Source organism: Parachitinimonas caeni (assembly GCF_030129945.1).
Lineage (GTDB): Bacteria > Pseudomonadota > Gammaproteobacteria > Burkholderiales > Chitinimonadaceae > Parachitinimonas > Parachitinimonas caeni.
This window is the reverse complement of record NZ_JARRAF010000031.1, coordinates 15,645-42,413: the sequence shown is the minus strand read 5'-3', so window position 1 is coordinate 42,413 and position 26,769 is coordinate 15,645. Positions and strand designations below refer to the sequence as shown.

The 26,769-nt window shown below is 58.3% G+C and carries 20 protein-coding genes and 1 tRNA gene; 9 read left to right on the top strand and 12 right to left on the bottom strand.

The window, feature by feature from the left end; all coding sequences use genetic code 11:
* Nucleotides 1-17: 17 nt before the first annotated feature.
* A complete protein-coding gene (gene rfaE2 / locus PZA18_RS18925; protein ID WP_284102448.1) occupies nucleotides 18-503 on the bottom strand; it encodes a D-glycero-beta-D-manno-heptose 1-phosphate adenylyltransferase in 486 nt (161 codons plus the stop codon).
* A gap of 231 nt (nucleotides 504-734) precedes the next feature.
* Here rfaE2 and PZA18_RS18920 point away from each other — a divergent pair, with 231 nt between their 5' ends.
* On the top strand, nucleotides 735-1,064 hold the full coding sequence (locus tag PZA18_RS18920) for a hypothetical protein (RefSeq protein WP_284102436.1): 330 nt from the start codon (nucleotides 735-737) through the stop codon (nucleotides 1,062-1,064).
* Here the strand turns inward: PZA18_RS18920 and PZA18_RS18915 are convergent.
* Nucleotides 1,032-1,122: transfer RNA gene (locus PZA18_RS18915), tRNA-Ser, on the bottom strand. The two genes, PZA18_RS18920 and PZA18_RS18915, sit on opposite strands and share 33 nt — an antisense overlap.
* A 394-nt stretch (nucleotides 1,123-1,516) precedes the next feature.
* On the opposite strand from PZA18_RS18915, the gene PZA18_RS18910 reads away from it, so the two are divergent.
* From PZA18_RS18910 to thrC, 5 genes are read left to right on the top strand one after another with little or no spacing between them, the layout of a single operon-like run.
* Nucleotides 1,517-2,749 (top strand): pyridoxal phosphate-dependent aminotransferase, encoded by a 1,233-nt coding sequence (locus PZA18_RS18910; protein ID WP_284102435.1) that lies wholly within the window; start codon nucleotides 1,517-1,519, stop codon nucleotides 2,747-2,749.
* Nucleotides 2,746-3,207: a GNAT family N-acetyltransferase gene (locus tag PZA18_RS18905; RefSeq protein ID WP_284102434.1), complete on the top strand. Its 462-nt coding sequence runs from the start codon at nucleotides 2,746-2,748 to the stop codon at nucleotides 3,205-3,207. The genes PZA18_RS18910 and PZA18_RS18905 overlap by 4 nt, the downstream gene beginning before the upstream one ends.
* Nucleotides 3,204-4,517 (top strand): homoserine dehydrogenase, encoded by a 1,314-nt coding sequence (locus PZA18_RS18900; protein ID WP_284102433.1) that lies wholly within the window; start codon nucleotides 3,204-3,206, stop codon nucleotides 4,515-4,517. The genes PZA18_RS18905 and PZA18_RS18900 overlap by 4 nt, the downstream gene beginning before the upstream one ends.
* 6 nt (nucleotides 4,518-4,523) lie before the next feature.
* Nucleotides 4,524-5,027 carry a GNAT family N-acetyltransferase gene (locus PZA18_RS18895; protein WP_284102432.1) on the top strand — a complete coding sequence of 168 codons (504 nt, stop codon included), beginning with the start codon at nucleotides 4,524-4,526 and terminating at the stop codon, nucleotides 5,025-5,027.
* Nucleotides 5,028-5,085: 58 nt separating this feature from the next.
* Nucleotides 5,086-6,495, top strand: a complete 1,410-nt coding sequence (gene thrC, locus PZA18_RS18890; protein WP_284102431.1) for a threonine synthase — start codon at nucleotides 5,086-5,088, stop codon at nucleotides 6,493-6,495.
* An 84-nt stretch (nucleotides 6,496-6,579) separates the two neighbouring features.
* Here thrC and PZA18_RS18885 read toward each other — a convergent pair whose 3' ends face one another.
* The 4 genes from PZA18_RS18885 to PZA18_RS18870 form a co-directional block, all read right to left on the bottom strand.
* Nucleotides 6,580-7,326, bottom strand: coding sequence for a DUF4214 domain-containing protein (locus PZA18_RS18885; protein WP_284102430.1), 747 nt, complete (start codon nucleotides 7,324-7,326; stop codon nucleotides 6,580-6,582).
* Between the two features lie 473 nt (nucleotides 7,327-7,799).
* On the bottom strand, nucleotides 7,800-9,128 hold the full coding sequence (locus tag PZA18_RS18880) for a pectate lyase family protein (protein WP_284102429.1): 1,329 nt from the start codon (nucleotides 9,126-9,128) through the stop codon (nucleotides 7,800-7,802).
* Between the two features lie 81 nt (nucleotides 9,129-9,209).
* Nucleotides 9,210-10,337, bottom strand: coding sequence for a T4 RnlA family RNA ligase (locus tag PZA18_RS18875; RefSeq protein ID WP_284102428.1), 1,128 nt, complete (start codon nucleotides 10,335-10,337; stop codon nucleotides 9,210-9,212).
* Nucleotides 10,338-10,595: 258 nt separating this feature from the next.
* Nucleotides 10,596-12,911: a type IV pilus assembly protein FimV gene (locus PZA18_RS18870; protein ID WP_284102427.1), complete on the bottom strand. Its 2,316-nt coding sequence runs from the start codon at nucleotides 12,909-12,911 to the stop codon at nucleotides 10,596-10,598.
* A 702-nt stretch (nucleotides 12,912-13,613) separates the two neighbouring features.
* Between PZA18_RS18870 and PZA18_RS18865 the strand changes: the two genes are divergently transcribed.
* The 3 genes from PZA18_RS18865 to PZA18_RS18855 all read left to right on the top strand — a co-directional run bounded on the left by PZA18_RS18865 (nucleotide 13,614) and on the right by PZA18_RS18855 (nucleotide 16,612).
* Nucleotides 13,614-14,636, top strand: coding sequence for a phospholipase C/P1 nuclease family protein (locus tag PZA18_RS18865; RefSeq protein WP_284102426.1), 1,023 nt, complete (start codon nucleotides 13,614-13,616; stop codon nucleotides 14,634-14,636).
* Between the two features lie 3 nt (nucleotides 14,637-14,639).
* Complete coding sequence (locus PZA18_RS18860; protein ID WP_284102425.1) at nucleotides 14,640-15,989, top strand: peptidylprolyl isomerase; 1,350 nt, start codon at nucleotides 14,640-14,642, stop codon at nucleotides 15,987-15,989.
* A 65-nt stretch (nucleotides 15,990-16,054) separates the two neighbouring features.
* Nucleotides 16,055-16,612, top strand: a complete 558-nt coding sequence (locus tag PZA18_RS18855; RefSeq protein ID WP_284102424.1) for a hypothetical protein — start codon at nucleotides 16,055-16,057, stop codon at nucleotides 16,610-16,612.
* Nucleotides 16,613-16,645: 33 nt separating this feature from the next.
* Here PZA18_RS18855 and PZA18_RS18850 read toward each other — a convergent pair whose 3' ends face one another.
* From PZA18_RS18850 to PZA18_RS18825, 6 genes are all read right to left on the bottom strand, one after another.
* Nucleotides 16,646-17,266 carry a hypothetical protein gene (locus tag PZA18_RS18850; protein WP_284102423.1) on the bottom strand — a complete coding sequence of 207 codons (621 nt, stop codon included), beginning with the start codon at nucleotides 17,264-17,266 and terminating at the stop codon, nucleotides 16,646-16,648.
* Nucleotides 17,267-17,409: 143 nt separating this feature from the next.
* The gene (locus tag PZA18_RS18845; protein WP_284102422.1) at nucleotides 17,410-19,731 is read right to left on the bottom strand and encodes a DNA internalization-related competence protein ComEC/Rec2; all 2,322 of its coding nucleotides are present in this window, start codon (nucleotides 19,729-19,731) and stop codon (nucleotides 17,410-17,412) included.
* Nucleotides 19,732-19,804: 73 nt separating this feature from the next.
* Entirely contained in the window at nucleotides 19,805-21,253 is a 1,449-nt protein-coding gene (gene tldD, locus PZA18_RS18840) for a metalloprotease TldD (RefSeq protein WP_284102421.1), read from the bottom strand.
* Between the two features lie 121 nt (nucleotides 21,254-21,374).
* Nucleotides 21,375-22,250 (bottom strand): carbon-nitrogen hydrolase family protein, encoded by an 876-nt coding sequence (locus tag PZA18_RS18835; RefSeq protein WP_284102420.1) that lies wholly within the window; start codon nucleotides 22,248-22,250, stop codon nucleotides 21,375-21,377.
* A gap of 53 nt (nucleotides 22,251-22,303) precedes the next feature.
* Nucleotides 22,304-22,636, bottom strand: coding sequence for a hypothetical protein (locus PZA18_RS18830; protein WP_284102419.1), 333 nt, complete (start codon nucleotides 22,634-22,636; stop codon nucleotides 22,304-22,306).
* A complete protein-coding gene (locus PZA18_RS18825) occupies nucleotides 22,633-26,544 on the bottom strand; it encodes a YhdP family protein (protein ID WP_284102418.1) in 3,912 nt (1,303 codons plus the stop codon). The genes PZA18_RS18830 and PZA18_RS18825 overlap by 4 nt, the downstream gene beginning before the upstream one ends.
* Nucleotides 26,545-26,769 lie beyond the last annotated feature (225 nt).

Genomic DNA, 26,769 nt, shown 5'->3' with positions numbered 1-26,769 from the left:
GAATTGTACTCTCGAATTCAGCTACGGATTTTCTTAATCGTAGCCGTCGTGGATGTATTGAACAAAAATGGAATCGAATGCACCTTCCCGCCCCAGGCAATCACCTCAGCACTTCCGACAATATCCTGTACTTTCCAATCGCCGCCTTTTACCAGAATCTGTGGCTTGATCGTCAAAATTAACTCCAGTGGCGTATCCTGATCAAACCAGGTAACCAGATCCACCGACGCCAGCGCAGCCATTACTGCAGCACGGTTCTCTGTACTATTAATAGGCCGGTCATCGCCTTTTCCCAAACGTCTGACCGAGGCATCGGTATTCACGGCCACAATTAAAGACTTCCCCAGCGTTTTTGCCTGAGCCAGATAAGAAACGTGGCCACGATGCAAAATATCAAAACAGCCATTGGTAAAAACAATTGGTTGCGGCAATTGTGCCACCTTTTGGGCCAATAATTCCGGCGGGCAGAGTTTTGATTCAAAATCTGGTTTTAAATAATCCATTTCAACAAATCCTTTCCTGAATAAAACAGTCACTCTTAAAAATCCAGGCCAACCCGCAACGTTTTCCGAACAACGCCACAACAGAGCCCAGCCACATTGATCACATGACTGGCATTTTAATGACCAAAGGTCACATCATTACTGCTCAATTGCAGCGCCGATAGCAGGTTTATGGCTTGGTAATTCAGCGTACGCAAAAGATCCCGTAGCGGGAAGGCATGGCCGCGACAAATGAAGTACAAGAAACGCAGGAAAGGATTGCGATGGCACACCATCACTCAGCAATGCCGGGCCGCGACCCAGCTCGGGCCACGCAAGACGCGCAGCCAGCCAGAAAGAGAACGTGAGCAGGCAATCCACGAGGAAAAACCCTTGGCAACAACGTCAGCAAAAGGGAATAACAAGAGAGAAGCGCGACCAGTAAGAACACCAATCCGCAGACGTAGATCATCGACCAAAACCAAAGCCGACAATTTCAAAGCAGGAAAGAAAAAAGCCGCTGAAAATCAGCGGCTTTTCTCAGGTATGTGGCGGAAAGGGCGGGATTCGAACCCGCGGTAGGGTATTACCCTACACACGCTTTCCAGGCGTGCGACTTAAACCACTCATCCACCTTTCCGAAGAGGGAAGATTATAGCGCGGTAATTTCTCACAATGCAAGCCCTCTGGCATGACCTTTGCCATGCTGCGTTGCGGCAACAGTGTGCATCGGTTAGATTAAGCCTTCGGCCGCTGGTTGTTACGACCTTGAGCGGCGCGATTTTTTACCCGTTGAATCATTATTTTCGCCATTTAAACCCTTTCTCGCCGGAGTCAGACATGCCTTGCCCCGTACTCGCTGTGCCATCCCCGTTGCTATTGACGGCGCTTGCCGCCCGCACCTGGATCGCCCGAGCCGCGACGGCGGCCATCTAAATTCTCTTCTGATTGCCGTTTTCGGCACCCGGCGCGCCAGTTACTCCTATTCGCAAATACTGGCGCGAAACGTTCTACCCCGTTTCGAGTAAATCACTATGCAACCTATTCTCAAGTCTTCCAAGCTTCTCAACGTCTGCTACGACATCCGTGGCCCTGTGCTGGCACGCGCCAAGCAGATGGAGGATGAAGGCCATCGCATCATCAAACTGAATATCGGCAACCCGCAACCCTTTGGCTTTGATGCCCCGGAAGAGCTGATCCTTGATGTCATCCACAATCTGCCGGCAGCTTCGGGCTACTGTGATTCGAAGGGCCTGTTTGCCGCTCGCAAGGCTGTCATGCACTACTCGCAGCAAAAGCACATCAAGGGCGTGACGCTGGAAGATATATATATTGGCAATGGTGTATCCGAGCTGATCGTGATGTCGATGAATGCGCTATTGAATAATGGCGATGAGGTGCTGGTGCCTGCTCCAGACTATCCGTTGTGGACAGCGGCAGTGTCTTTGTCCGGAGGCACCGCCCGCCACTACCGCTGCGATGAGGAAAGCGGTTGGATGCCGGATCTTGACGATATGCGTGGCAAGATCGGCCCCAACACCCGCGCCATTGTGGTGATCAACCCGAATAATCCAACAGGGGCGCTCTATCCCGAGTCGATCCTGAAAGAAATTGTCGAGATTGCCCGTCAGCACCAGTTGATCATTTATGCCGATGAAATCTACGACAAAGTGCTGTATGACGGCGCCAAGCATACCTCGATTGCCGCGTTGGCCGACGACGTCATGGTGGTGACTTTCAACGGACTTTCGAAGAATTACCGTGCCTGTGGCTACCGTGCCGGCTGGATGATCCTGTCTGGCGAAAAGCGGCACGCCCAGGACTATATCGAGGGGCTGAATATGCTGGCCTCGATGCGCCTTTGCGCCAATGTGCCCGCACAGTTCGCCATCCAGACGGCCTTGGGTGGTTATCAGAGTATTGATGATCTGGTTGCGCCAGGCGGACGCCTGGCCCGGCAGCGTGATATGGCCTGGGAGATGCTGACGGCGATTCCCGGCGTCAGCTGCGTCAAGCCGCAGGGTGCGCTATATCTATTCCCGCGACTTGACCCAAAGATCTACCCGATTGCTGACGATCAGCAGTTCATTCTGGAGCTGTTGCTGGAAGAAAAAGTCTTGCTGGTTCAGGGTAGCGGCTTTAACTGGAGCCAACCGGACCACTTCCGGGTGGTCTTCCTGCCGCACGAGGAAGATCTGAAAGAAGCGCTCACCCGCATTACCCGCTTCCTTGAAACCTATCGCCGCCGGCACGGACACCACCAATGAACCTTCCACTGCAGATCATTCCGCTCACCGACCGCCAGCGCCAGCTGGTTGCTGCCGAGTGGCTACCACGAGCAGAAGCCGTGCATCGCGAGCTGCGGCCGCAATTACCGGCTGACTATACTGCAGCGTTAGCAGGCATCGTGGCGGATGGTGGCGAGCTTGTCATCGCAGCATGCGAAGACACCGTGCTGGGGATTGCGCTTTTCCACTGCTATCGCAATACCTGTGATGGCGTATTTTTTTATGTCGATGATCTTGTCACCACGTCCGCCCAGCGCTCAACAGGCGTTGGTCGGGCGCTGCTGGACTGGCTGGAAAACGAGGCCAGGCAACGCGGCGCGCGGTCATTCCATCTCGACTCGGGCACACACCGGCTCGACGCTCATCGGTTTTATTTCAGACAGCGTCTGGCAGTTACTGCCTTCCACTTTTCGAAATCATTGGATCAACCGTCATGAAACCTATCAATGTAGGCTTACTGGGCCTGGGCACTGTAGGCGGTGGCGTCGCCAAGGTCTTGGCCCGCAATGCGGAAGAGATCAGCCGGAGAGCCGGCCGGGCGATTGAGGTCAAAATTGCTGCCGTACGCGATCTAGACAAAGCACGCGCCACTGCGCCTGCGGGCTTGGCGCTGACGACTGACCCTTACGCCGTGGTCGATCATCCTGATATCGACATCGTTGTCGAGCTGATCGGGGGAACCTCCATCGCACGGGACCTCGTCCTGCGCGCCATTGCCAATGGCAAACATGTCGTCACTGCAAACAAGGCGCTATTGGCCATTCACGGCAACGAGGTGTTTGCCGACGCGCAGAAGCAGGGTGTGATGGTGGCATTTGAGGCTGCAGTGGCAGGTGGCATTCCCATCATCAAGGCTTTGCGCGAAGGCCTGAGTGCCAACCGGATTGAGTGGATTGCCGGCATCATCAATGGCACCTCCAACTACATCCTGTCGGAAATGCGCGATCGTGGCGCGGAATTCGGTACGGTACTGGCAGAAGCCCAGAAGCTGGGATACGCCGAAGCAGACCCGACTTTCGATATTGAGGGCGTTGATGCGGCCCATAAGCTGACGATTCTGGCTGCGCTGGCATTCGGCATTCCGATGCAGTTCGACAAAGCCTATCTGGAAGGCATTTCGAAGCTGACGCAGGAAGACATCGGCTACGCCGAGCAGCTGGGTTACCGCATCAAATTGCTGGGTATCACCAAGCGCAAGGCGGATGGCATTGAGCTGCGGGTACACCCCACCCTGGTTCCCGAGCGGCAGATCATCGCCAACGTCAATGGCGTGATGAATGCCGTGATGATCAAGGGCGATGCCGTCGGGCAAACCCTTTACTCCGGTCGCGGAGCAGGGGCCGAGCCGACGGCATCGGCCGTGGTGGCCGATCTGGTTGACGTCACCCGTCTTCTGACAGCCGACCCTGAGCATCGGGTGCCGCATCTGGCATTCCAGCCAGACCGGCTCGCCGATCTGAAAATCCTGCCGATCGAAGAAGTCGAAACCAGCTACTACCTGCGCTTGCGCGCGCATGATCGACCCGGCGTGATGGCTGACATCACACGTATTCTGGCCGACCTCAGTATTTCGATTGACGCGATGATGCAAAAGGAACCCGCCGAAGGCGAACAGATCGTCGATATCATCATCCTGACTCATCAGGCGGTTGAGCGCTCGGTCGATACCGCCATCATGCTGATCGAATCTTTGCCGACCATCGCCGGCAAGATCACCAAGCTCAGGCTGGAAAACCTCAACAAGTAAGCTGCCATGTCGATTGATTTTCGTCTTGCCAACCAGACCGATCTGCCCGCGATTGTTGCGATCTACAACTCGACCATCGCCTCACGCATGGTGACGGCAGATCTGACCCCCGTCAGCGTCGAATCACGCCAGGCGTGGTTTGACGCCCACCAGCCGCAACGTCATCCGCTCTGGGTGATGCTGGAGCATGGCAAGATCATCGGCTGGCTCAGCCTCTCCGCGTTTTATGGCCGTCCGGCCTACGATGCAACGGTCGAGATCAGTGTCTATCTGGCCGAGTCCGTGCGGGGCCGGGGACTGGGTCAGCTAGCTATCGACTATGCAGTCGCTGCCTCGCCGGCATTGGGCATCCGCACCCTGCTGGGCTTCATCTTTGCCCACAATCAACCCAGCATGCGGCTGTTTACCCGCTGCGGCTTCGCTCAATGGGGTCTACTACCGGACGTGGCGGAGCTGGATGGTCAGGAACGGTCTCTGGTCATTCTGGGACGCAGGCTGCAGTTGTCTTAAGGCGCACAAACAAGACGCCTGCCACACCAGATCGCGGTTGCGCCTGAAAGGAAACTCGATGCAATACATCAGCACCCGTGGCGGCATGCCACCCAAATCTTTCACCGATATTCTGCTGGGCGGCCTGGCACCGGATGGCGGGCTGGTTGTACCAGACCGGTATCCAACCATCGACCTCGCCACCCTGGAAGGCTGGCGCGGCCACACCTACCCCCAACTGGCCTTCGAAATCATTTCACGCTTTGCCACCGATATTCCGGCCGCCGACCTTGGCCGGATCATTGATTGCACCTACACCCGCCAGGCATTTGGCAGCGACGACATCACCCCGATAACCGAACTGGAACCCGGTCTGCATCTGCTGGGCCTCTCCAATGGCCCCACACTGGCCTTCAAGGATGTCGCCATGCAGTTGCTGGGCAATCTGTTTGAGTACGTGCTCGAACAGCGAGGGGAACAGATCAACATTATCGGCGCCACATCCGGCGATACCGGCTCGGCTGCGGAATACGCCATGCGGGGCAAGCATGGCGTGCGGGTATTCATGCTATCGCCCCACGGCAAGATGAGCCCGTTCCAGCGTGCGCAGATGTTCAGCCTGACCGACAGCAATATCTACAACCTGGCCGTCGAGGGCATGTTCGATGACTGCCAGGACATCGTCAAAACCATTTCAGCCGACGCCGGGTTCAAATCGCGCTACAAGATTGGTGCCGTCAACTCGATCAACTGGGGCCGGGTGGTGGCTCAGGTGGTCTATTACTTCCGCGCCTATCTCGCCGTCGTCAAGCGGATCGGCGACAAGGTGTCGTTCGTTGTGCCCTCGGGCAATTTCGGCAATATCTGTGCCGGCCATATCGCCCGCCAGATGGGCCTGCCAATTGGTCGTTTGATCGTCGCCACCAACGAAAACGATGTATTGGACGAATTTTTCCGCACCGGCCACTACAAGGTACGACAGGAAGCCAAGCCCACCTCCAGCCCGTCCATGGATATCTCGAAAGCCTCGAATCTGGAACGATTCATTTTCGATCTGGTAGGCCGCGATGCCAACGAACTGGCAAGGCTCTGGCGTGAGCTTGACCAAACAGGCGGCTTTGATCTGAGCCAGACGCACTACTTTGACAAGATGGATGAGCATTACGGATTTGATTCGGGCCGATCAACTCACGAAGACCGGATCAACACCATCCAGCTGGCCAAGCAGCGCTTTGGCATCGTCATCGACCCGCACACTGCAGATGGTGTAAAGGTGGCGTTGGAACGGCGACAGGCCGGCGAAACCGTGGTCTGCCTGGAAACCGCCTTACCGGTAAAATTCGAGTCCACCATTATCGAAGCCCTGGGTGAAGCCCCGCCCCGCCCTGCCGGCTTTGATACGCTGGAGAGCCAGCCACAGCGCTTTACCCAGATGCCCAACGACGCCGAAGCAGTGAAACAGTTTGTGGTGAATGCCATCAACGCCTGAAGCCGGTTCTGCTGGCAATAAAACAAACAAGGACAGCCAATGCTGTCCTTGTTTGTTTGAAAAGCCCTTCGATGCGCTGCCAAATTATGGGCGGCAGTCCATTTCATTCGGCGACTCGATATGCTGGCGAGAGCTATCACCAATATATTCAACAGGCGTGCTCCAGGCCCCATTCGTCTGGCAGGTTGTGCGGCTCCAGATGTGGTCAGTCACCTTATCGCAGATGTAGTAAACCACACCATTTCTGATCTGCCGGTTAATAAATCCGCCAATGGCAGGCGGGCGTCTGACGCCGGTATCCCAAGCGCGTCGGTGACCCGCAGTGTAGGTTTGCCCGTTATAACTGCAGGATTTGGGGTCAGTTACCACTACCGGTGGCCACGTTGTGGTCGGATCAGGCCGGCAGTAACCTTCAAGGTGTTGGTTGGTGAACTCGGATGACTTGGCAAATTCAGCAGCCAGCTGCGCAATCGTCAATTCATTCGCAACCAATTTGGGGTACCAGTAAGTGTAGCCCTCAAGATCCCAGTTACGATTGAAAACTGCCCGATATGCCTTCATCAACTGCGCATCAAGCGAGAAGTATTTGTCGGTGAATTCTTTGGAGCTGAAGAAACTCGCAGCCAGGTCAGCCGCCTGCTGCTGGGTGCAGACCTGATTATTCAACGCATTGAGGTAGTACTGCATCCCCTCGGCATCAGCAGCCCGGTCCAGCACCTGACTATATAAACGCTCCAGATAAGCCTTCTGCCCACTGGTAACCGCCGCCTCCGCCTGCAATGCCAGCCCCGCCATGGCCAGAGTGGCCGCGCACATCATCCGAAATTTCATATTTAGTCCGTTAATTCTCAGGCTCTGCTGACCCATTTTTCGGTCGCCAAACAGATCAACAAAACCTATTTAGTTTATCAATTTTCTTGTCCACCCATCACTCGGGGGAGGTGTATGCTAGCACGGACAATCCGGCTGCTCTACAAACAACCAAAGGCGATTTTTCAGTCTTTTGACCTAAGTCATACCGATGCAACTCATTCACCATATTCAATAGTCATTGAAAATAATTAAACCATTGAATATCAACAATCTTTGCGACTGAGTTGTACTACTGAATTTGCCAGAACCACCGGGCAAAAGCCGTCTGAACCCCCGCAGAGGATGACGTTACGGGAGCCATCCTGTTCAAGGTGGCCTGGACTCTGAACGCTGAAGACGAAAGTGGAATACGCATGACACAGCCCTGCAATCGCACACGCGCCAACCAACCTTGACCAGACTTTGCCGCGAATCGCGGTAAGTCGTTATCGCTATCTGGCTGGAGGGAAAATTCCCAGCCCATCCCTCACATCATTGGTAGTGGCTTCCCACCCAGCGCCTGCTGCAAGTAGCGCCTGGGCTTGAGAGGGGGTGATGACAGAAATAGCCAGTGGCCCTTCAGCCGGGTAGTAAGCGGTGCGGCAGGGCAGATACCAAGGGCCTCCCTCTTCTTTGCAGCGAGGGAACTGCGCCGTCGCAAACCGTCCGGGTTCCGGCACACCGTCAAACAGATTGCTGCGCGCCCATAAATTTGCGTCGTTCGGGTCAATATAAATCCAAGGATCAGTAACACGCTGGGCCGTATTGGCCAGAAAGGCATTCTGCTCAACTAAAACCCGCGAATGAGAAGAAGCGGCTGCGCCATAAATAGACCAGCCTTGATACAGGTTATTGAATACATGCGCGTAGCCATTTTCGACCCGAGGTGAGCGCTGGCGGACATGGTCGAAATGATTCCGGTAGTAACTCACCGCCACACCAAATGGTGTATCCATTGTCCGACCTTGAATAATTGCCTTATTGGCATTCAAAAAGAGATTCGCCGAAACCGTGGCATAGCTGCGATGATGGATATTTGCATTGGTAAAGGCAATGCATTCATCCCCACACTCCTGAAAAGTCGAGCGATTAATCCAGATCTGGTCGAAATACTTTTCGGCAGTAGCATCAAGATTCACGGCTGTAATAATGTCCGCAAAACACTGCGCATCGAGCAAGGGGCTTTCCACGCCAAAATCGGGCGGGGTTCCCATATATTCCTTCCGGAAATCAAGATGCGTCAGCACTACCTGATTCACCGCATGCAGCCGAATAATGGGGCCAAGCATGCGCGATGGATGAGTCTTGGCCGTGCATTCATACACCTTGCCGATTTTTTCCCATTTTTCCACATCGTCCCACCGGTACTGGCGACGGATGGATACTTTCGATCCGCGACCATCCACCGTCGTCTGGCTATTGATATTCAGCGGCTTTTCAAGGTAAATCGGCACCTCTCTATCTGCCGGAAAAACCACCGGGTCAAACAATATCCATCTTGGCCCAGCTTGCTTTTCTATCGCATGACGCAAAGTGCCTTCCACTGGCTCCCATCTTCCCGGCCGAATTTCCTGCATCGCGTCGTCGCCACGCGTAACCAGATAAATATCCCCGCCAATGCCGCCCCGGGTATTGCGTCCAAATCCATGCAGAGATTCAAATAATTGACTATTGACAACAGACTGCTCAATGACACCCGCCATGACGCAAGGTGCCAGCATTCCAAGCCATCCGATTAAAATAAATGTGTATTTAGACATTCTGCCAAACAGACTTTCCATTCCATTTCCTTTTATTGAATGGCACGATTTCTCGATATTCCAGCTGGAATCCATTATCTGCGTTACGAATGACCAGACAATTTAATTATCAGGCGACGCAGTCTCTGGAAACTCGGCCACAACACGCATGCCAAAATCCTGCTTTAATCTGTTTGCGCCATACCAGGGCGTTAATTGTGGTTTCTGGCCGGTAAAATGCGCCATTGCCAAAGAAAACAGGGGATGAGGGCGAAATTTCAGCGCGAAGCCCTTGCGATCCAGGCCCGCGCCTTGCGCAGCCAGAGCCGCTACTTCCTGTTCCAGCAGGCGCAATTGCTGATGCAAACGCGCCTCCGTTGCCAGCACCTCGGTCAAATCCACACCGGCCTGTGCCAAGGCCGCCTTGACGTCATCCAGCTTCTGCTCCAGCGCCAGTATGGCGACATCACGTTCACGCAAGACCGAGCTGGCGCCGTGGCGACGCAAATACCAGGGGCACTTCACTTTCAGCATGTCGCCATTTTGAAACTGGATCACAAAGCCTTCGCTGTCAGCCATTTCCGGTAGCGCATCCAGCGCCATGCGCAAAGTCCAGGCATCGAAACGAGGCGCCAGGGGAATGGCATACTCGGCGATCCAGTCATGCACCGGGTGCTGCGGGTTCAGCATCAGGTATTCGCCGCTCAGATTGTCCCGGACATGCAGCAGGCGTAAATCCACCTTGTCAGGTGGAATAACGATGGGTAAATCCGGGTGCTGTAATTCAAATACTGCGGTCATCCCCTGGCTCGCTGCCAGCTGCGCAAACTGTTGCAGGCGCTGATTTTCTGATTTCGCCAAAAATGTTTCGGTGTAGCTCACCACCGGGGACGAAAATGACTTCATTGAGCGCCACAGGAGTTTGTCGTCTACCCAGGCAGTCGCGACCATGCTGCCGTCGATTTTCTCGAAAATACATGCGATATCGTCGCGCGCCATCAGCTTTTCCAGGCTGTAGGCTGGAAATTCACCCAGATTGAAAAACTTATGCAAAGGGCGCGACACCAAGGCACCGGTGCGATCGAACACAATGCCGCGACATTCCAGCGCCGCAGCCGTGTCGAAAGTCTGCTCATCATAGGCTTCATAGCAAACCACCGTCAGGCCATCCGCCTGTTGCTGCACGCGGATTTCCTTTTTCTCGGAAATAAAGGGTAAAACATCGTTGATATGTTGAATCTTATTAAACATTTTTCTTACCAAATCGTGAGCACCGTTGCAGCTCAGGCGTAGAAACCCATTACAGACCACTTTAAAAATCAGTGCTTTAGCCTGGGCTGAATGATGGGGAGTTTATCCCCATCCAAGATAAGCAGGGCAAGCAATCAACCGTTTGTACGCGCTGATAGCCAAGCCCTGCCCGTCAGGCATTGGACCGATGCACTATCAGAATAAGGGGGAGGAGCAGGTAGCGCCTGTCATGGCAGGCATCGGTGCAGGCACAGCCCTTCAGGCCACGGGGCGTAACTGGGTGAGAATGCGAATGGCCTCGTTTTTTTCCACCCAGTCACCATCCAGCAGCATGTGTTCAAGCAGGTCGATGGCCGCATCGCGCTGACCACCGTTGAGCAGGAGACGCGCTTCGCGCAGACGAGGGCGATTGATGGTTTCGGGAGACTCCGCCAACGCCAGCTCTATCGACGCCGGCACGAAGCCGCCCGGCATCTGTGGCTTGGCCGCCTGCGGGACGGGATCGGGAAAGTCCAGCTCCGGAATCTCCGGCACGCTTTCGCTCAGCGGTCGCGGTGCTTCGGTCAGCGCTGGCAACGGGCTGGGTGGTTCGAATTCCAGTGCAAAAGATGAGTCCCCCGGAGCGCCGCCCGGCACGGTCATGGCAATTTCGATCGGTTGTACTGCCTCATCAGCCAATGGCAGTGGTTTGTCGGCCAGAGGAAATTCCTCATTCGACGCCAGCGCCGGACGTACCCATTCCAGTTGCTCATCTGCGGGTCGCGCATCCGCCAGGGCCGTCTCACCTGCAGGCAAGCCCGTCGGTTGAGAAGGCGCATACAGGGGGTCTTCCGGATCCAGCTGTTCGCCCATGATCCGCACGCGCTCCCACAGGCTGGCGCTAGAATAGTGGGCCCGATAAGCCTGCGCCAGGCGCCGGAATTCAGCGCTCATATTGTTGTCACGGAACAAGGTGAAGAGCTGCATCCACAGCACCACCTTGCTGGGGAAGGTGGCAATTTCGTCGCGCAGCAATTCGATCGCCTGATCATGCAGACCGGCCTCGACCAGCATCGCCGCTTCTTCGGCCACGTTCTGGGGCTGCACCACGTCCAGATCGTTGTCGTGACTGCCGTCGTCTTCAGCCTCATCCTCCGGCTGCACACGCGGCGCTTGGGATGCCACCATTTCTTTGGCATCGACCTTGATGGTACGGCTATGCGGTTCATCAGCCGGAGGGGGACGACGGCTTGGCTTGTGCGGTTTTTCCAGCAGCAGGTCCAGCTCTTCGAGCCCATCCCGGCGCGAGGCTTTGGCTTGGGTAGGTTTGCCAGGGAACAGTTGCTCGGCCGTCACGCTCGGTTCACGCCGCCGCCGACGCTCGTAGATCCACAGGGCCGCCATGATCGTGCTGAGGGCTAGCAGCCCGTACAGCAGAGTGTTGGATCGATGACTGGCGGTGGGCGCGCTGGCAGGATTGGCTTGCAAAGCATTCTGCCGGGCCACTTCCATTGCCAGGAATTTCACCTGCTGTTCAAGCTGCCAGGTGCGATGCTTGAGTTCGAGCAGCTCGGCGGTGCGATCGTCGGCATCAATCAGCAACAGCTTTTCGCGCAGCTTGAGGCGTTGATCTTCGGTGATCTTTTCAGGCGGCCACTTGAGGCCCGTGGTTGGCAATTTCAGCTGCAGCGGGTCACCAGACCCCATATTGCTGTCGCCGCCTTCACTCAGAATCAACCGCGCCCCCGCCTCTGACTTCTGCCCCCCATTGGGTTGGGATGCTTTAGGCAACACCGTGGGCAGCGTCATTTTCAGTGGCGGCATTACCTGCGTTTTGCCACTACTCGCAACCGATGGCTCGGGCGGCAATGAGGCCACGATATTGGCCACTTGTTGACGGTCGGGGAGTTGTAGGGTCTGCCCGGCCGGCAGCGGCGTATTTGCCTGAAATTGCGGGTAAGCACCAAGCAGCGCCTGCAACACCGCCTGCCGGCGCCTTTTGTTGTGGTAGACCTGCCGCGACAGCTTGTCGAAGGTCTCCCCTCCCACGGTGACAAGGGTATCGCCAGGCCGAGGGCGGGGCGGCACCACCGGTACAGCCGCGCTCGCAGCAAGCGCCGGTTGCCGGTTTTCCGGCACCGTGGCAACACGCACGACCGGGCTTTCCCCCCCGGCGTTATCGCTGTGAGGGGCCGGATCCAGCAAGGCCGAGTAATCGCGACTGACTACCGTGGCGTTATCGCAGGACAGACGAAGTGAAAAGCGGAGGATCGGTTCATTGAGGCTGGCGTCGCCGACAATCTGCACATGCCCGGCAGATTTGCCCTGCCGATGGTAGATAAGGCGAGCCCGCCGCAAAGCGAACACCGCCTCGTCATCGCCCTCAGCCGGGCGCAGCTTGAAACAGGCAGATTCGATGGCGTCATCGACCTCCCCCTTGACCGGCACCATGGCGTCAAAGCGTTCCCCCAAATGCGAACGCAACTGCAACTCACCCAGCACAGCGGCGTCTGCCATGCCGGCAAGCAGAGCAATCGCCAGGACCAGCGGTCGGCGCGGCCAATTCGGGAAGGCATTGTGGTGAAAGCGAATCAAAGGGCAACAATCCAAAGAGTCTGTCTGGCTTCCGAATCGGTCAGCTTCCATAGCCCAACCCGAGCGAACCTCCCAAACCCGGTATCCGCCGCAACACTGCACGCCCCCAGCAGAATTTCTCTTCACGTATCAGGCATCTGCCGCATCGAAATTCTTCTGGCGCACCTTGTCTTGCTCAGAAAATCGCGGTTTTTCGGGATTCGCTATCCGGCCCATCCAAGCAGATCATGCTTTTCTTAAACAGAACCGCTTACCTCAGGTAAACGGCCCCCTCCCTTCGTTCATAGCCGACTTTGCCGCCATTTGCTGAATAAATACGCACCCTGTTGCGAATTTCCGACTGGCGATTGGTTCTCCGGGCATGGGGGCACGGATTGGTATCGCGCAGTTAAAAATTCAACGCATCCCCATTTCGCAGACCCGATTTTTTCCATGCAGCAAGGCCGGCCTTGCCTTGCCAAAAAACTGTCATCTATCGCCAAAGTGCCGGTAATACAAGGGCCGTAGAGTGCGCCAGCTTTTGCGGCAGGCCGCACCCCTCCAAATGGACAATATAAGAGTAATTACTCTTTTAAGTAATTGCTCTAGACGAACAAACCGAGGTTGACTACACTCGCCAGCGCTCGGAACAGCGTCGCCCGGTTTGATCAGCCATGCCGCAGTCGCCCCTTCACGAGCCCCGATAACGAGAGGAGAAACGAAATGAAGCAATTGAGCAGATCCGCCCTGGCGCTAGCCGTGCTTTCCACGCTATGTGCCAGCGGTGCCCAGGCATTTACCCAGGAAACCCATCGCCGCATCGCAATGGATGCCGTGACTTTCATGAAGGCCAACCCAGGCAGCACCAATTACAACAAGCTGGTTGCCGGGCTGACTCGTGCGGGATACACGGTGGAGCAATTCGCCCAGGCCATCGGGCAAGGAGCTTACGATGTGGATGACTTCGCCGACACCTATCTGTGCGGCGCCACCACGGGTGATTGCCAGATGGCGCCGGTGTGGGGGCTGGGTGCCAGCATCGTCAAGTACACGTCCTACTTCCACTTCCAGAACCATACAGCCGGCCCGGACGTCCACGGCAATGACATCGGCGGCTACAACTATCACAAGCTGACGGTATGGGGCGACATCGACAAGATGGCCGCCGGCTGGCTGTATGGCGACCATATGGATGACGGTGCTGGCGGCATGAAGGGCTGGTTTGGCGATGGTTCGAAGTACAACACCTATGGCATTACCGAGGCGCACTATCGCTTGGGTGGCAAGTCCACGCCCGATATGTATGCCGATTTCGAGAAGATGCCCTTCCAGCCTATCGACAACCTGGCGCAATACTGGTGGCAGCAGTTCCTGGCCCAACCCACGGCACAGACGCTGGGCTTTGTCATGCACTCCACCGATCTGCTGCAACCCCACCACACCTGGACCACCTCGGCCAAAAATCACTCGGGCTGGGAAAGCTGGGTCAACGACTACTACTACAGCGAGGGTTTCAACGATCAGGCACTGGTCAAGGCGGCAATGACCAGCTTCACCCCGCTCGCCCCTAACGCCGTCGATATTCGGCCGTTACTGACCCAGGGTGGTGCGTTCTCCTACAGCCAGGGCGGCATTGTGCTGTCCTCCACCGACCATAACGACCGCAAGGTGGTTGCCCGCAAAGTGGTGCCGCACGCCATCGCCATGGTGGTCCACCTGCTCAACCGCGCAGCGGAGCGCTTCTAAACCATGCGCCGCCCATTGATAGTTGCGGCTGTCAGCTTGCTGGCAGCCGTGGGCGGTCAGGCTGCCGTGCGCTACGACCTCGCCGCGAATGGCGTGGTGGCCACCATTGATGGCGAGCCGATGTCTGCGGCCAGCCTGGGCGTGCTGCACAAAATTGCTGCCCGCCGTGACATCCGCACCCCCTTGTCAAAAGTGCTGGCCTCGGTCATCGACAACCGGCTGCTTGGCGACTATGCGCGCCAGAATTTCCGGGCGGATCAGCTATACCCCTCCACACACGTTGGCTTTCCGTTCGACGTGCAGATTGAAGATCAGCTGGTCGCCACGCTGCGGCGGGTATACGGACGTGAGATTGAAACGGCCTTGGCTGCCGAGCCAACCGGCTCGCTGACAGGCACCATCACCCGACCATTCAGTCTCAAGCGCGAAATCCTCGCTGGCATCGTGCAAAGCCCTGGCGGCCTGCAACTGAGCGATCAGCTGAGCCAGGCCCAGGAACAGCAAGCCAGGGCCACTGAATTGCTGCGCTACCGGTTTGGCGATGAAAAGGAAGCGTCGCTAAGCCTGTGGGACGTCTACCGTCGCTTGAATGTGCAGGCCCGGCAGGCGGTACGGGGCCTGGATCTGGCACAACTTGAGCAATTCACGCGGGAGGCACTTTCGGCCCGCTATGTGCAGTATTGGGTCCGTCAGAACAGTGGACTGAGCCCATCCGACCTCAGGCAGCTGCGTCGCTACATCGAAGATCGCAGCCGGCGGGGTGAATATCTGCGGCTGGTCGGGCTCGAAGCGGACATGCACTACGACAGTGCCCACATCAAGCAGCTGGCGGCCGAAGTCACGCCCGCCGAGATCCGTGCCTACTACGATGCCAACAAGCCGGAATTCCGGCGCATCGAGAAAGTCCGCGCCCGCCATCTGCACGTCGCCGATGAAACGACGGCCCAGAAGCTGTACGAAGCGCTGAATGCCGGCGCAGACTTTGGCGGACTGGCCAAACAGCATTCGCTGGCCAGTGACCGCGACACGGGTGGCGATCTGGGCTGGATCACCCATCGAGAAGGATTGAACTGGTTGGAGCAAACGGCGTACGCCTTGCCGCAAGGCTTGGGCAAGCCAATCCGACGGCCGCAGTTGCCCGGAATGGCCGACGGCTGGGAGATCGTATTGGTCGAGGAAAAAGTCGAAGGCTATCAGGCACCGGAAAGCGAATCGGTACGCTATGTTGCCTCGCAGGCCATCGCCCGCAAGAAAGCACTCGGCCAGTTCAAGACCTTGCGCGAGCAGCTTTATAAAACCGCCGATATCCGCCTCAACCCGACCTACATCAGCGGCAAGCTCGACACGCCCTGAATCAACAACCTGATCCGGCCACGCCGCATTCCGGCGTAGCCGGAGCCCGTTTCGGAATCCCCTGCATGAAACCCGTCTATCGCATAGTGGGCGTCCTGTTGGTCGTTGGTGGTGGAGTCCTGGGCTGGCGGATGCTGGCAGATCGCCCGGATGCAGCCATGCCAATGACACCTGCCGCCAGCGCCCCTCCGATGCCCCTCCCCTCCGCAAAGACCGATTGGCCGGCCGTTGCGTCCAGCCCCGCCAGCCAAGACAGCCCGTTACTGCCGCTCGACCGCCCCGAACTGGCCGCCCATACCCTGGCCGCCGCTCGGGAGCAGGGCGATAGCCGCAGCCCGCCAATTCTGCGAAGCGAAGCTTTGCCCGGCCCGACCGAAGCCGAGCTCGCCGACCCCAAGCAATACGCGCAATATGAAACCCGCCAGCACGAACGTCTGGTCAGCAACTACATAAAAGCCGCCAATCAGGCCCTACCCGGCCTGCGCAAAGACATCGCGCGCGCCCGGGCGGAGGGCATGGCCGAAGCAGACATCGCTGTCGGCATCGAAAAGTCCCGCCGCATCGCCGCCATGCAAAAGGAGTTGATGGAGAAATACCCGCATCTGGTAACACGGGATGACTGACCGGCCATTGCCGGTCAGTCGATCAGGCTGCGATCAAGGCAGCGGCGTGCCTACATCGCCGTCACGCACCGGCCAGGGCAGGAATCTCACTCCACTATTCCCCGGCTTGTAGGCCTCGAACCCTGGGTGGGCGAGCATAGCGAAATACATGTAGTACGCCGAATTCGGGAAGCTCGCTGGCCCCTCGTTTTCGTACCATACCCCATCGGCGAACGCAAAATGCGTCCGCATCGGGTGATCCGCTCTCAGCCCGTCCAGTGTTACGAACCAGAGATGGAGCAGCTCGTTTGTTTTGGCGTAAGGCCCCTTGGCACAGTCTTGTGCGCTGACCCAGATCGGGTCACAAACATTCGGGTTCAGTCGTGGCAGGCGCCAACCTGCAACGCCATTCACCTGAAAGCCGGCCACCAACCCCTTGGCGTCCTGCCAGTTTCGATACGCCGGCCCCGGCATCCACAAACTGGGGTTATACAACCAGGTGATATTGAGCTGCGTGTCGTAATAGGCGTCGACCACCCCGTCGCCATTCAGATCACGCTTTTGCAGGCTCCAGCTGGCAGTGCCTGCTGCCAGCGCCGGACTGGTGGCGAGTGTCATGCCCAAGCCGACGAGGCCCGCCAGCACAGCGCCGATCAGTTTCTTTGATTTATGCATTGTGTTGCCCTCCAATTTGAAATAGCTCCAGATGGAGCCCAAGGAGGGTAACAATCGGGGTGCCCGTCCTCTACCCACAAACGGACAGGTTTTGCGGCCCAAGCCTCATTGCGCTGACAACAACCTCGCAAAAAATACGTCTTTCAGCGTATAAAATCCCCCGCTGGTCGCCAGTAGCGCGGCGATTGCTCACGCCAAACGGTGATTTGCGGCCCCTCGCGCCGGAAGTCGATACGCACGGCACCATCCAGATCGGTACGGTAGACCTCGACCTGTTTGTCGCGATAGCGGCCAATAATGTCGGCCTTGGGATGACCGAAGCGGTTGAGATATCCCGCCGTGGCAATCGCCCAGCGCGGTTGCACCGCCGCGATGAATTCCGGAATCGACGAAGTGCGGCTGCCGTGATGCGGCATGATCAGCAGATCTGCGCGCAAAGCAGTGGCCGATTGGTCGAGCAACCAGAGTTCCCCTTCGCGTTCGAGATCGGCAGGGATCAGCACGCTGCCGGCTGCACTGTCGATCTTGAGCACACAACTGAGGGCGTTGTCATTTTTCACCGGCTGCGTATACAGCGCGACCGGAGGATGCAGGATACGAAAGGTCACGCCTTCCCATTGCCAGAACTGGCCAGCTTCGCATTGTCGATAGGCTCGCCCTTGCCGTAGCGGGTGATCTGCCGGTAAAGAACCGGTCAGTAGATCGACACCGACACTCTCCACCACTGTCGGCGCCCCTCCCACATGGTCACTATCGTTGTGACTCAGCATCAGGCTATCGAGGCGCCGGATGCCTGCTGCGGCCAGTACGCCAGGCAGCACCCGGCTCCCACCCCCCAGTGCTCCGGTATCAAACAGCATCTGATGTCGCCCGGTCTCGATCAGCACCGCCAAACCCTGCCCCACATCCAGCACCGTCAGTCGGAATTCACCAGGTTGCATGGCAGGCTTTGGCAAGGCAAACAGCGGCAGCAGGCCCAGCGGAGCCAGCCATTTCGCAGGCAGGCCACGGGGCGCCAGCCATAGCCCAACCGCCAAGGAAGCCGGCAGCAAGGTCCAGACCGGCGGAGAGGGCAGCGACACCACCGCCTGCGGCCAGCTGGCCAACCACGTCACGCCGAGGAAGGTGTAGTCGAGAATCTGATGCGCCAGACGCCAAAGCCAGCCGCTGGGATCAAGACAACCTGCCAGCGCAATCGGCGTAGCCAGAGAACCAATCAGCGGAATTGCCACGGCATTGGCCAGCGGCGACAGCACGGGCAGCTGCTGGAAGTACAGCACCAGCAAAGGTGCCGAACCCAGCGTAGCCGCCCACTGCGCCCCGCCCCAGGCTGCCAGCTTGCCATGCCAGCCACCGGGCTCGCCGACCCGGCCGGCAAAGGCATAGAGCAATACCCCCACGGTGAGATACGACAACCAGAACCCCACCGATAGCACGGCCCAAGGGTCGATCAGGGTGGTGAGTGCCAGCGCAAAGCACCAGACGGTGGAAACCGCCAACCGTCTCCCGCAGGAAAGCGCCAGCGCGGCCGCCATCAGCATCCACAAGGTTCGCTGAGTCGGCACGGCAGCCCCAGCCAACAAGGTATACAGAATGGCCGTTGCCACACCCGCAATCAGGCCAAATTGCCTTGCCGGCAAACGACTGGTCAACCGTGGGCTTTGCCGGGCCAGCCAAGCGACCAGCCAGCCGGACAAAGTCGCCAGCAAGGTGACATGCAGGCCGGAAATACTCACCAGATGCGTCAGTCCCAGGCTGCGGAATAACTGCCATTGCTCCGGTGCAATACCGCTCTGGTCACCCATGATCAGCGCCTTCACCACCCCACGCCACGGCTTGCCCGCCAGTTCGCTGTCAATACGGGTGGCCAGCTGTTGTCGCACCCGGTCGATGCTGGTGAAGAAGCCCGGCGCGAACGGCTGAATCAGCTGATTGTCGCTGCGGTGACGGACCGTCCCGGTCGCGCCGATCCGGTTTGCCAGCAACCATGCTTCAAAGTCAAAACCACCGGGGTTCAGATTACCGTGCGGTCGCTTCAGGCGGACGGTGAGCTGCCAGCGTTGTGCGGGCAGGTAATGGGCGCCTTTGGCGTAGTCGCTCAGCAGAAGACGCGCTGGCACCTGCGCCTGATCTGTCGCCACCGAATCGACCTTCAACACAAAGCGCGGGCCATAGGGCGTGGCTTCCACCAGGCCATCCACCACGCCAGTCAGCTGGATGTCCTGCAGCTCCCACGCCGCTGGCAGCGGGTACGCCAGACGCCAGTCCGCACGCAGATTGGCATAGCTGAAGCCAGCAAACAGTGCGAGCAGCGCCAGGCAGGCCAGCCGGTGCACGCCACGGCTACGCCAGACCAGCAGCGCTGCAAGAACCACAACACCCAAACAGGAAAAATGCGAATAAAGCTGTGGCTGCCGTTGCAGCAGCCAGATTCCAGCAACCCAGGCGACGACGGCGATGCGCATGGCACGGCCCTCGTCGCCCGGTCAGCCTTGCCAGCCTGAGGCTGGCTTGCCGGCAAACATGGCGCCGACCCGATCAGGCCGTGCCGCCGACAGTGAGCCCACCGTCGATGCGTAAAGTCGGCTGACCGACCCCAACGGGCACGCTCTGGCCATCCTTGCCACAGGTTCCTACGCCGGGATCAAGCTCCAGATCGTTGCCGATCATGGTGACGCGAGTCAGAACATCAGGACCGTTACCGATCAGCGTCGCGCCTTTTACCGGGTAGGTGATCTTGCCATCTTCAATCATGTAAGCCTCAGAAGCCGAGAATACAAACTTGCCGTTGGTAATATCGACCTGGCCTCCGGCAAAGTTGACGGCATAGAGACCGTGCTTGACCGAGGCAATGATTTCTTCGGGCGTCTTATCGCCAGCCAGCATCACCGTGTTGGTCATGCGCGGCATCGGCAGATGGGCAAACGATTCGCGGCGACCATTACCGGTCACCTGTGTCTGCATCAGACGCGCATTCAGGTTGTCCTGCAGGTAACCACGCAGGATGCCGTCTTCGATCAGTACGGTACGATTGGTCGGATTGCCCTCGTCATCGACATTCAGCGATCCGCGACGATCCGGCAGGGTGCCGTCATCCACCACCGTCACCCCCGGTGCGGCCACCGCCTGACCAACCCGGCCGGAAAAGGCCGAACTTCCCTTGCGGTTGAAATCCCCCTCCAGTCCGTGGCCGATGGCCTCATGCAAGAGAATGCCGGGCCAGCCATTGCCCAGCACCACCGTCATCTCACCTGCCGGGGCCGGACGGGCCTCCAGATTGACCAGAGCCTGTCTGACCGCTTCACGGGCGTACGACTCCAGCACCGCATCGGTAAAGTAGCTGTAGTCAAAGCGCCCCCCACCGCCAAAGTGTGCCTGCTCGCGTCGGCCATCCTGCTCGACGATCACAGTGACACTGAGCCGGACCAGCGGCCGGACATCGGCGGCGCGGTGGCCGTCGTGACGGGCGATATAGACGACTTCATACTCGCCGGCCAGCCCGGCCATCACCTGAATCACCCGGCTATCCTGCGCCCGGGCAAAGCGCTCCAGGCGCTCCAGCAGGGCCACTTTTTCTGCCGCCTGCAAGCTGCCGATCGGATCTGTCGCCGGGTACAGCAAACGGCCTTCGCCGTGACGTCCCACCATGGTGCGGCCCGCACCGCCCTGGCGACCAATCGCTCTGGTGGCCTCGGCAGCCTGACGTAGTGCTGGCAGGCTGATTTCGTCGGAATAGGCAAATGCCGTACGGTCCCCCGAAATGGCGCGCACCCCAACGCCTTGGTCGATATTGAAACTACCCGCCTTGACGATGCCTTCTTCCAGGCTCCAGCCCTCTGAGCGGCTGTATTGAAAATAAAGATCGGCGTAATCGATTTCGTGACGCATGATCTCGCCGAATACCTGCTCCAGGCTGCTCTCGCCCAATTGATAGGGTGTTAGCAGGTACTGGTCGGCGGTCTCTCTGAGAATGGTTTGACTTGTCATTATTTCTATATCCAGTGTCATGAAAGGTGCGGCAGAGGCACCCTCAATTCTGTAAAAACCGGGCGTGATGGACGCTTATCTACCTGAAGCCAGCTCCAGGCGCATTCACACCTCAGCGAAGTTAGATGGCGGCCGGCTGCGGTAGTACACGGTGGTCCAGCGCCGGTAGGCTCTTTCGCAGGCGCGCCTGATACTCGGGGTTAATACTGGCAATCACCACACCCGAACCCCGTTCCAGGCGGTCCAGCACCACACCCCAGGGGTCGATGACCATGCTGTCGCCGTGAGTCTCGCGGCCATTGAGGTGATAGCCGCCCTGATTCGGCGCGAGAACATAGGCCAGATTCTCGATGGCGCGAGCCCGCAGCAGTGTCTCCCAGTGCGCCTTGCCCGTGGTGGCGGTAAAAGCCGCCGGCACCACGATGATATCGATGGGCTGCATCGCCCGGTACAGCTCGGGGAAACGCAGGTCGTAACAGATCGACAAGCCAACCCGGCCAAACGGTGTCTCGACCACGACAATCTTGTCACCTGGACTGATGGTCGCGGACTCTTGATACTGCTCGGTTCCCATATTGAAGCCAAACAGGTGGATCTTGTCGTAACGCGCCACCAGCTTGCCCCGATCGTCGTACACCAGACAGGAATTCTTGACCCGTCCCGGCTCTTCGGCCACGAGCGGCACCGAGCCGGCAATCAGCCAGATCTTGTGCTTCTTGGCGGTCTTGGCCAGAAAACGCTGGATCGGCCCCTTGCCCTCTTCCTCCCGGACGTCGATCTTGTCCGTATCCTTCATGCCCATAATGGCAAAGTACTCAGGCAGCGCAACCAGCTTGGCTCCCTGCTTGGCAGCCATTTCAACCAGGCGTTCCGCTTCGGCCAGATTCGAACTGATGCTGGGCCCAGACGCCATCTGAATCGCAGCGATCCGTACATTGCCCGATACTTTCGCCAGCGCTTTCCGGTTTTTCTCGCCTGTTACGCCTTTGGTTGCCATGCCTGCTCCTTTTTATGTGATGTGATGCGTATGGTGATGGCGCGGTTGAAACATCAGGGGGTCGATTCCACAACCTCGAACCGCAACGGCTCGCCGGGCTTGCCCTGTCCCTGCAGCACCACCCGTTTGCCTTCGAGGCCGGTCGAGGTCAGCCAGTCGCGCAGTTCCTCTGCCTGAGTCTGCGATTCCCGATCCGGCGGATGAATCAACCGGGCAGTGAGCTGTTGGTTTCGCGCAAGCTGCCGCATGCATGGAGCCAGGCCGGACTCCTTGACCACCCGCTGCATGCTGCGCACGCGGTCCCAGAATTCCAACGGCACTTCACAGACCGGCGCAGCCAGTGCGGCCTGGCCTGCCAGACTCATCCACAGCAACCAATGCCTCATGGCGCCCCCTCTACGGGTTTATCAGCAACCGCCGGCTTGTCGGCTTCTTTCGGCTTGTCGGCGTTCAACTCAACCGTTTCACCCGATCCAACCCTGACGATCTTGGGGTCTTCCCATTTGCCAGTGATCTCGTATTCATAAGCCACCAGCTGGCCAATCGGGTCTTTCAATACTTTTTGCAGCAGGAATGCCGTGACACCGACAATCGGATTAGCCAGGGCTACACCGGCTGCCAGCGCTACGCTGTCGCTGAGCGTTGGCACGATGCGCACGGTTAGCTTCTGGGTTTCCTTGCCCATGTCGGCCTCCCCCCGAAACAGGATCTGCGCGGCCGGGCCGATGATCACCAGGTTATCCGTGGCGATCACGCCCTTTGAAATCTTACTATCGCCGGAAATCTTGTCGAAAGCGAAGCCCTCGCTGAAGACATCGCGAAAATCCAGGGTGATGCGACGTGGCAGCGACTGCAGGCTCAGAATGCCCAGCAGCCGGCCAACGCCAGGCTCGATCTTCGAGAACTGTCCCGGCCCCACGGCAATCCGGGCACTTCCGCTCATGCTGGCAAAGTCAGGCGATAGCGGCGAGCCGTTCCAGCTGACCTCTCCGGCCAATGAACCACTACCACGCCGCATGGCTTCGGGATAGCCAAAGCGCTCCAGCAGCTTGCCAATATTCGACGAATCAACATTGACCTTCACGCTGGTGCGGCTGTCATTGCCGGCCACGCGCCAGACGCCATCCATATCGAGCCGGCCTTCCGGATTGGCGATGCTCAGCTTCTCGATATGCCAATTCTCTCTTTGCTGCTGCGCCTTGACCTCCAGCCGGCCCAGCTTGCGATCCCGGTATTGGAAATCCTCCACCGTCACATCCATCGCCGGCAATTGCTCGGGTTCTTCGTTGCTGACCGCCGCTGCTGCCGACCCCGCCACCTGCGGCAGCGGCATATGCAGGGCGCTGAGCTTGGCCACCAGCTTCCCCCGTCCCTGCCCGTTCCAGTGGATATTGCCCGTTGCCTCTTTGCTGGCGACCTGCATCTGCCAGCCGCCACTTGCCGGGGTTGCCCGCAGCCACAGCTGATTCAGCTGCTTGCCAAAGACTTGCAGCTTGCCAAGTTTAAGATCTACGCCGCTGACGGGCGGCGTGGCAACTCCGCCACCCGACCCGGCACTTTCAGGCAGCCGGCCAACAAAGTCGTGCCAGACATCGGCATTCAACTGAGGCAAGCTGCCATTGACCCAAAGACCTTGCCGCCGCGCAGCCAGCTGGGTAGGCCCCAGATTGATCTGACCACGCTCGATCTGCATGTCCTTGCCACTGCCTCGCAGATAGAGGTCGGCCCCCACCAGCTTGTCGTAGGCCACCTGCCAGTGATCCGCCTCTCCCTGAGCCATATTCAGCTGAATGCGTAGCGGAATGCTGTCGCTCGCTTCCTTGCCCAATGGCGCCGGCGCCGCCAGCGCCACGCCTTGCAGCGATGAATCGATGCTGACGCTGGTGCCCTGGCTACGCACTTCCAGATCGGCTTTGTAGTCCGTGACGCCGCGAATCAGTTCAGCCTGTGGCAAGGCATAGCGCCGAGCCGCCAGATTGGCATCGACCTTACCGGTCGCCGCAATCCTGACGGTGCCATCGCTATCGGTACCCACATTCAGCACGCTGCTTCCACCCAGGATCTGCGCTGTACCCCCCTTGAGCTGCAAAGCCTTTTCGGTAAAGCTCAGCTCGCCGCGCGCCTGCTCAAGCTTGGGAATCTGCGGCCCGAAATCGATCGCGTTCCGCTCGTAGGCAAAACGCCCCTGCACCTTGGTGGCATCAGCATTGATCAGCGGGATGTCGAGTTTCAGACGCAGATTGCCCTCGCCTTGCGCGCTGGCATGGTCCAGAAACCCTTCCATCGCCTCGTTGATCGGGCTTTCACGCACATAGCGTAGAAAGTCATTGGTCGGACCGCTGGCTTCGCCTTCGATCTGAATCGAATCGCTATGCTCCAGGCTCTGGATGGTCGATCTCACCTTGCCCAGGCGGGCACCGAACACCTGGCCGGAATGGGTGTCGATCTGCATCAGATTGCCGTGGAACAGCAAATCGCCGCCGACATTGCTGATGCGGGGCCACCCCTTGCCGTAATCCAGCTCCACGCCGCTGGCTTTGGCATCGACCCGGAAGATCCCGTTCTTGTCACCATCAAACGGAAACGCTTCCAGCGGGCCGGTCAGTTTGAACTTGGCGTCATGCGCGTGGCCAGTCAGCAGCGAGGTGCGCAGCCACTCGACCGTATCGGGTGCTACCGAATTGGGGATGTATTTATAAACCTTGCTGGCTTCTGCCTTCGGAACCAGCGCATCCAGATCCAGCCACCCTGCGCCTTGCCCTTCGTAGCGATAGGTGGCTTTGGCACTCAGGCTCATGTGGTCATTGGCCAGCGCCAGCTTCGGCACGGTGACTTCAACTTTTTCCTTGGCGCGACTCCACTGCGCTTCAGCCAGTAATTCGGTGAATTCGAGGGGTTCCAGAAACAGTTTGGTAGTCAGGCGGAGATGCTTGCTCTTGAGTTTGACGGCCCCCCCACTTTCGGTAACGCTGGCTTCGCCATCCAGCAATCCGACAGAAGGAATAGGCTCCGGGGCATCCAGCCCCAAGCCTGAAAACGCAAAACTGGCCTGATAGTGACGAGGTTCGCGCCAATCGCCTTCCCAGTGCGCGCCAAAGCTATCGATGCTGCCATGCGGCCGCAGGCTGGACAGGCTTTTGCGGACGTCCGCCGGTAGCGGCAAACCTCCCATCAAGCCCGACACAGCCGGTAAGGTGAATTTGGTCAACCCGAGTTCACCACCGCCAGACGGGTGCAACTGCAGGCGCCCTCCCGCCTCTGACAGAATGCTGCCGCCCTGAGCGGTCGTCAGTTTGAGGTGGGACAGCTCAAGCTCCCGGCTCTGCTCACTCTGGCGCCACCTGGCCTGACCGCTGATCTCAGAAAACGCCAACAGCTCCAGATCGGGTGCCAGTCGGCTCGATACGTTATTCAGTGCCAGCGTGGAATCCAGCTCGTTAAGCTGGGCCTTGGCAAACGCGCCGGTCAGTTTGATACGACCTCGACCACTCTGCACGTCGATCGGGTAGCTGATCCAGGCACGCCAGGGTGCCAGGTTGACGTTCTGTACTTCGAGCGTCGCCTTGCCAGACCAGTCATTCAGTTGCTTGACGTCATGCCCATGCAACTCGCCGGATGCCGTGAGCGTGCCCGCCAGTTCGGCCGGAGGGGTGACTTGGAGTTCAAATTGATGACGACCAAACAGGAAGTTGTCCAGTTCGAAATTAACCCCTGCCAGCACCAGCGGCGCCGCTTGTCGCTTCTCGTCACGCCAGATCAGCGTGGCATTCTGGATGCTGACACTGTGCTGTTTGAGTAGCCAATTGGCCATGCTGCCGTCGGATGGGCCGTCGTCCAGAGGCAGGCCGGCCACAAACAGGCGCCCCTCCGCATTGCGTGAAAACTCCAGCGTTGGCCCATGGGCGGTCAGCGTGTCAAAACGCAGCGCCCCCCACAGTAATGGCCACCAGAGCAAAGTGGCCTCGGCCTGCTTCAAGGTCAGCGCAGAATGGCCAGACTTCGTGAGCAGCGAAAAGCCATCAATCTCGACATAGGGCCGCACCCCTCGCCAGCCGCCACGCATATGGGCAATCTCGACCTTTCGGCCAACCGCTTCGCTGATTTCTGCGGCAATGCGTGGTCGATAGCTGTCGAGCCTCGGAAAGATCCAGAACTGCAGGACACTCACCACGACGACCATCAGCGTCAGGCAGGCAATGGCTGCCCATTTCAGCGCGGCGTAGTGCCAGTAGATAAAGCGGACCAAGCGGTTCCAGCTACGTCTGATCAAACTTGGGCCTAACGCTTGGCTCATTCGGAATAAGTCGTGTAAACGGGATGAAAAAGGCAGGGAAGCACCGCACAAGCGATGTGGCAGGGTCTTCGAAAAGTCTCTTCGCAAAGAACTTCTGACGTCGCCAGAACCGGTAAGGCATTCTGGCAAGCCCATCTTGCCCTGATTTGACCTGACTTGGCGGCAGGCAGCTTGGCTCTGTTGACCATTTCATCCCAGAACCAGCAGCGAGACGTCGGCAGAGCC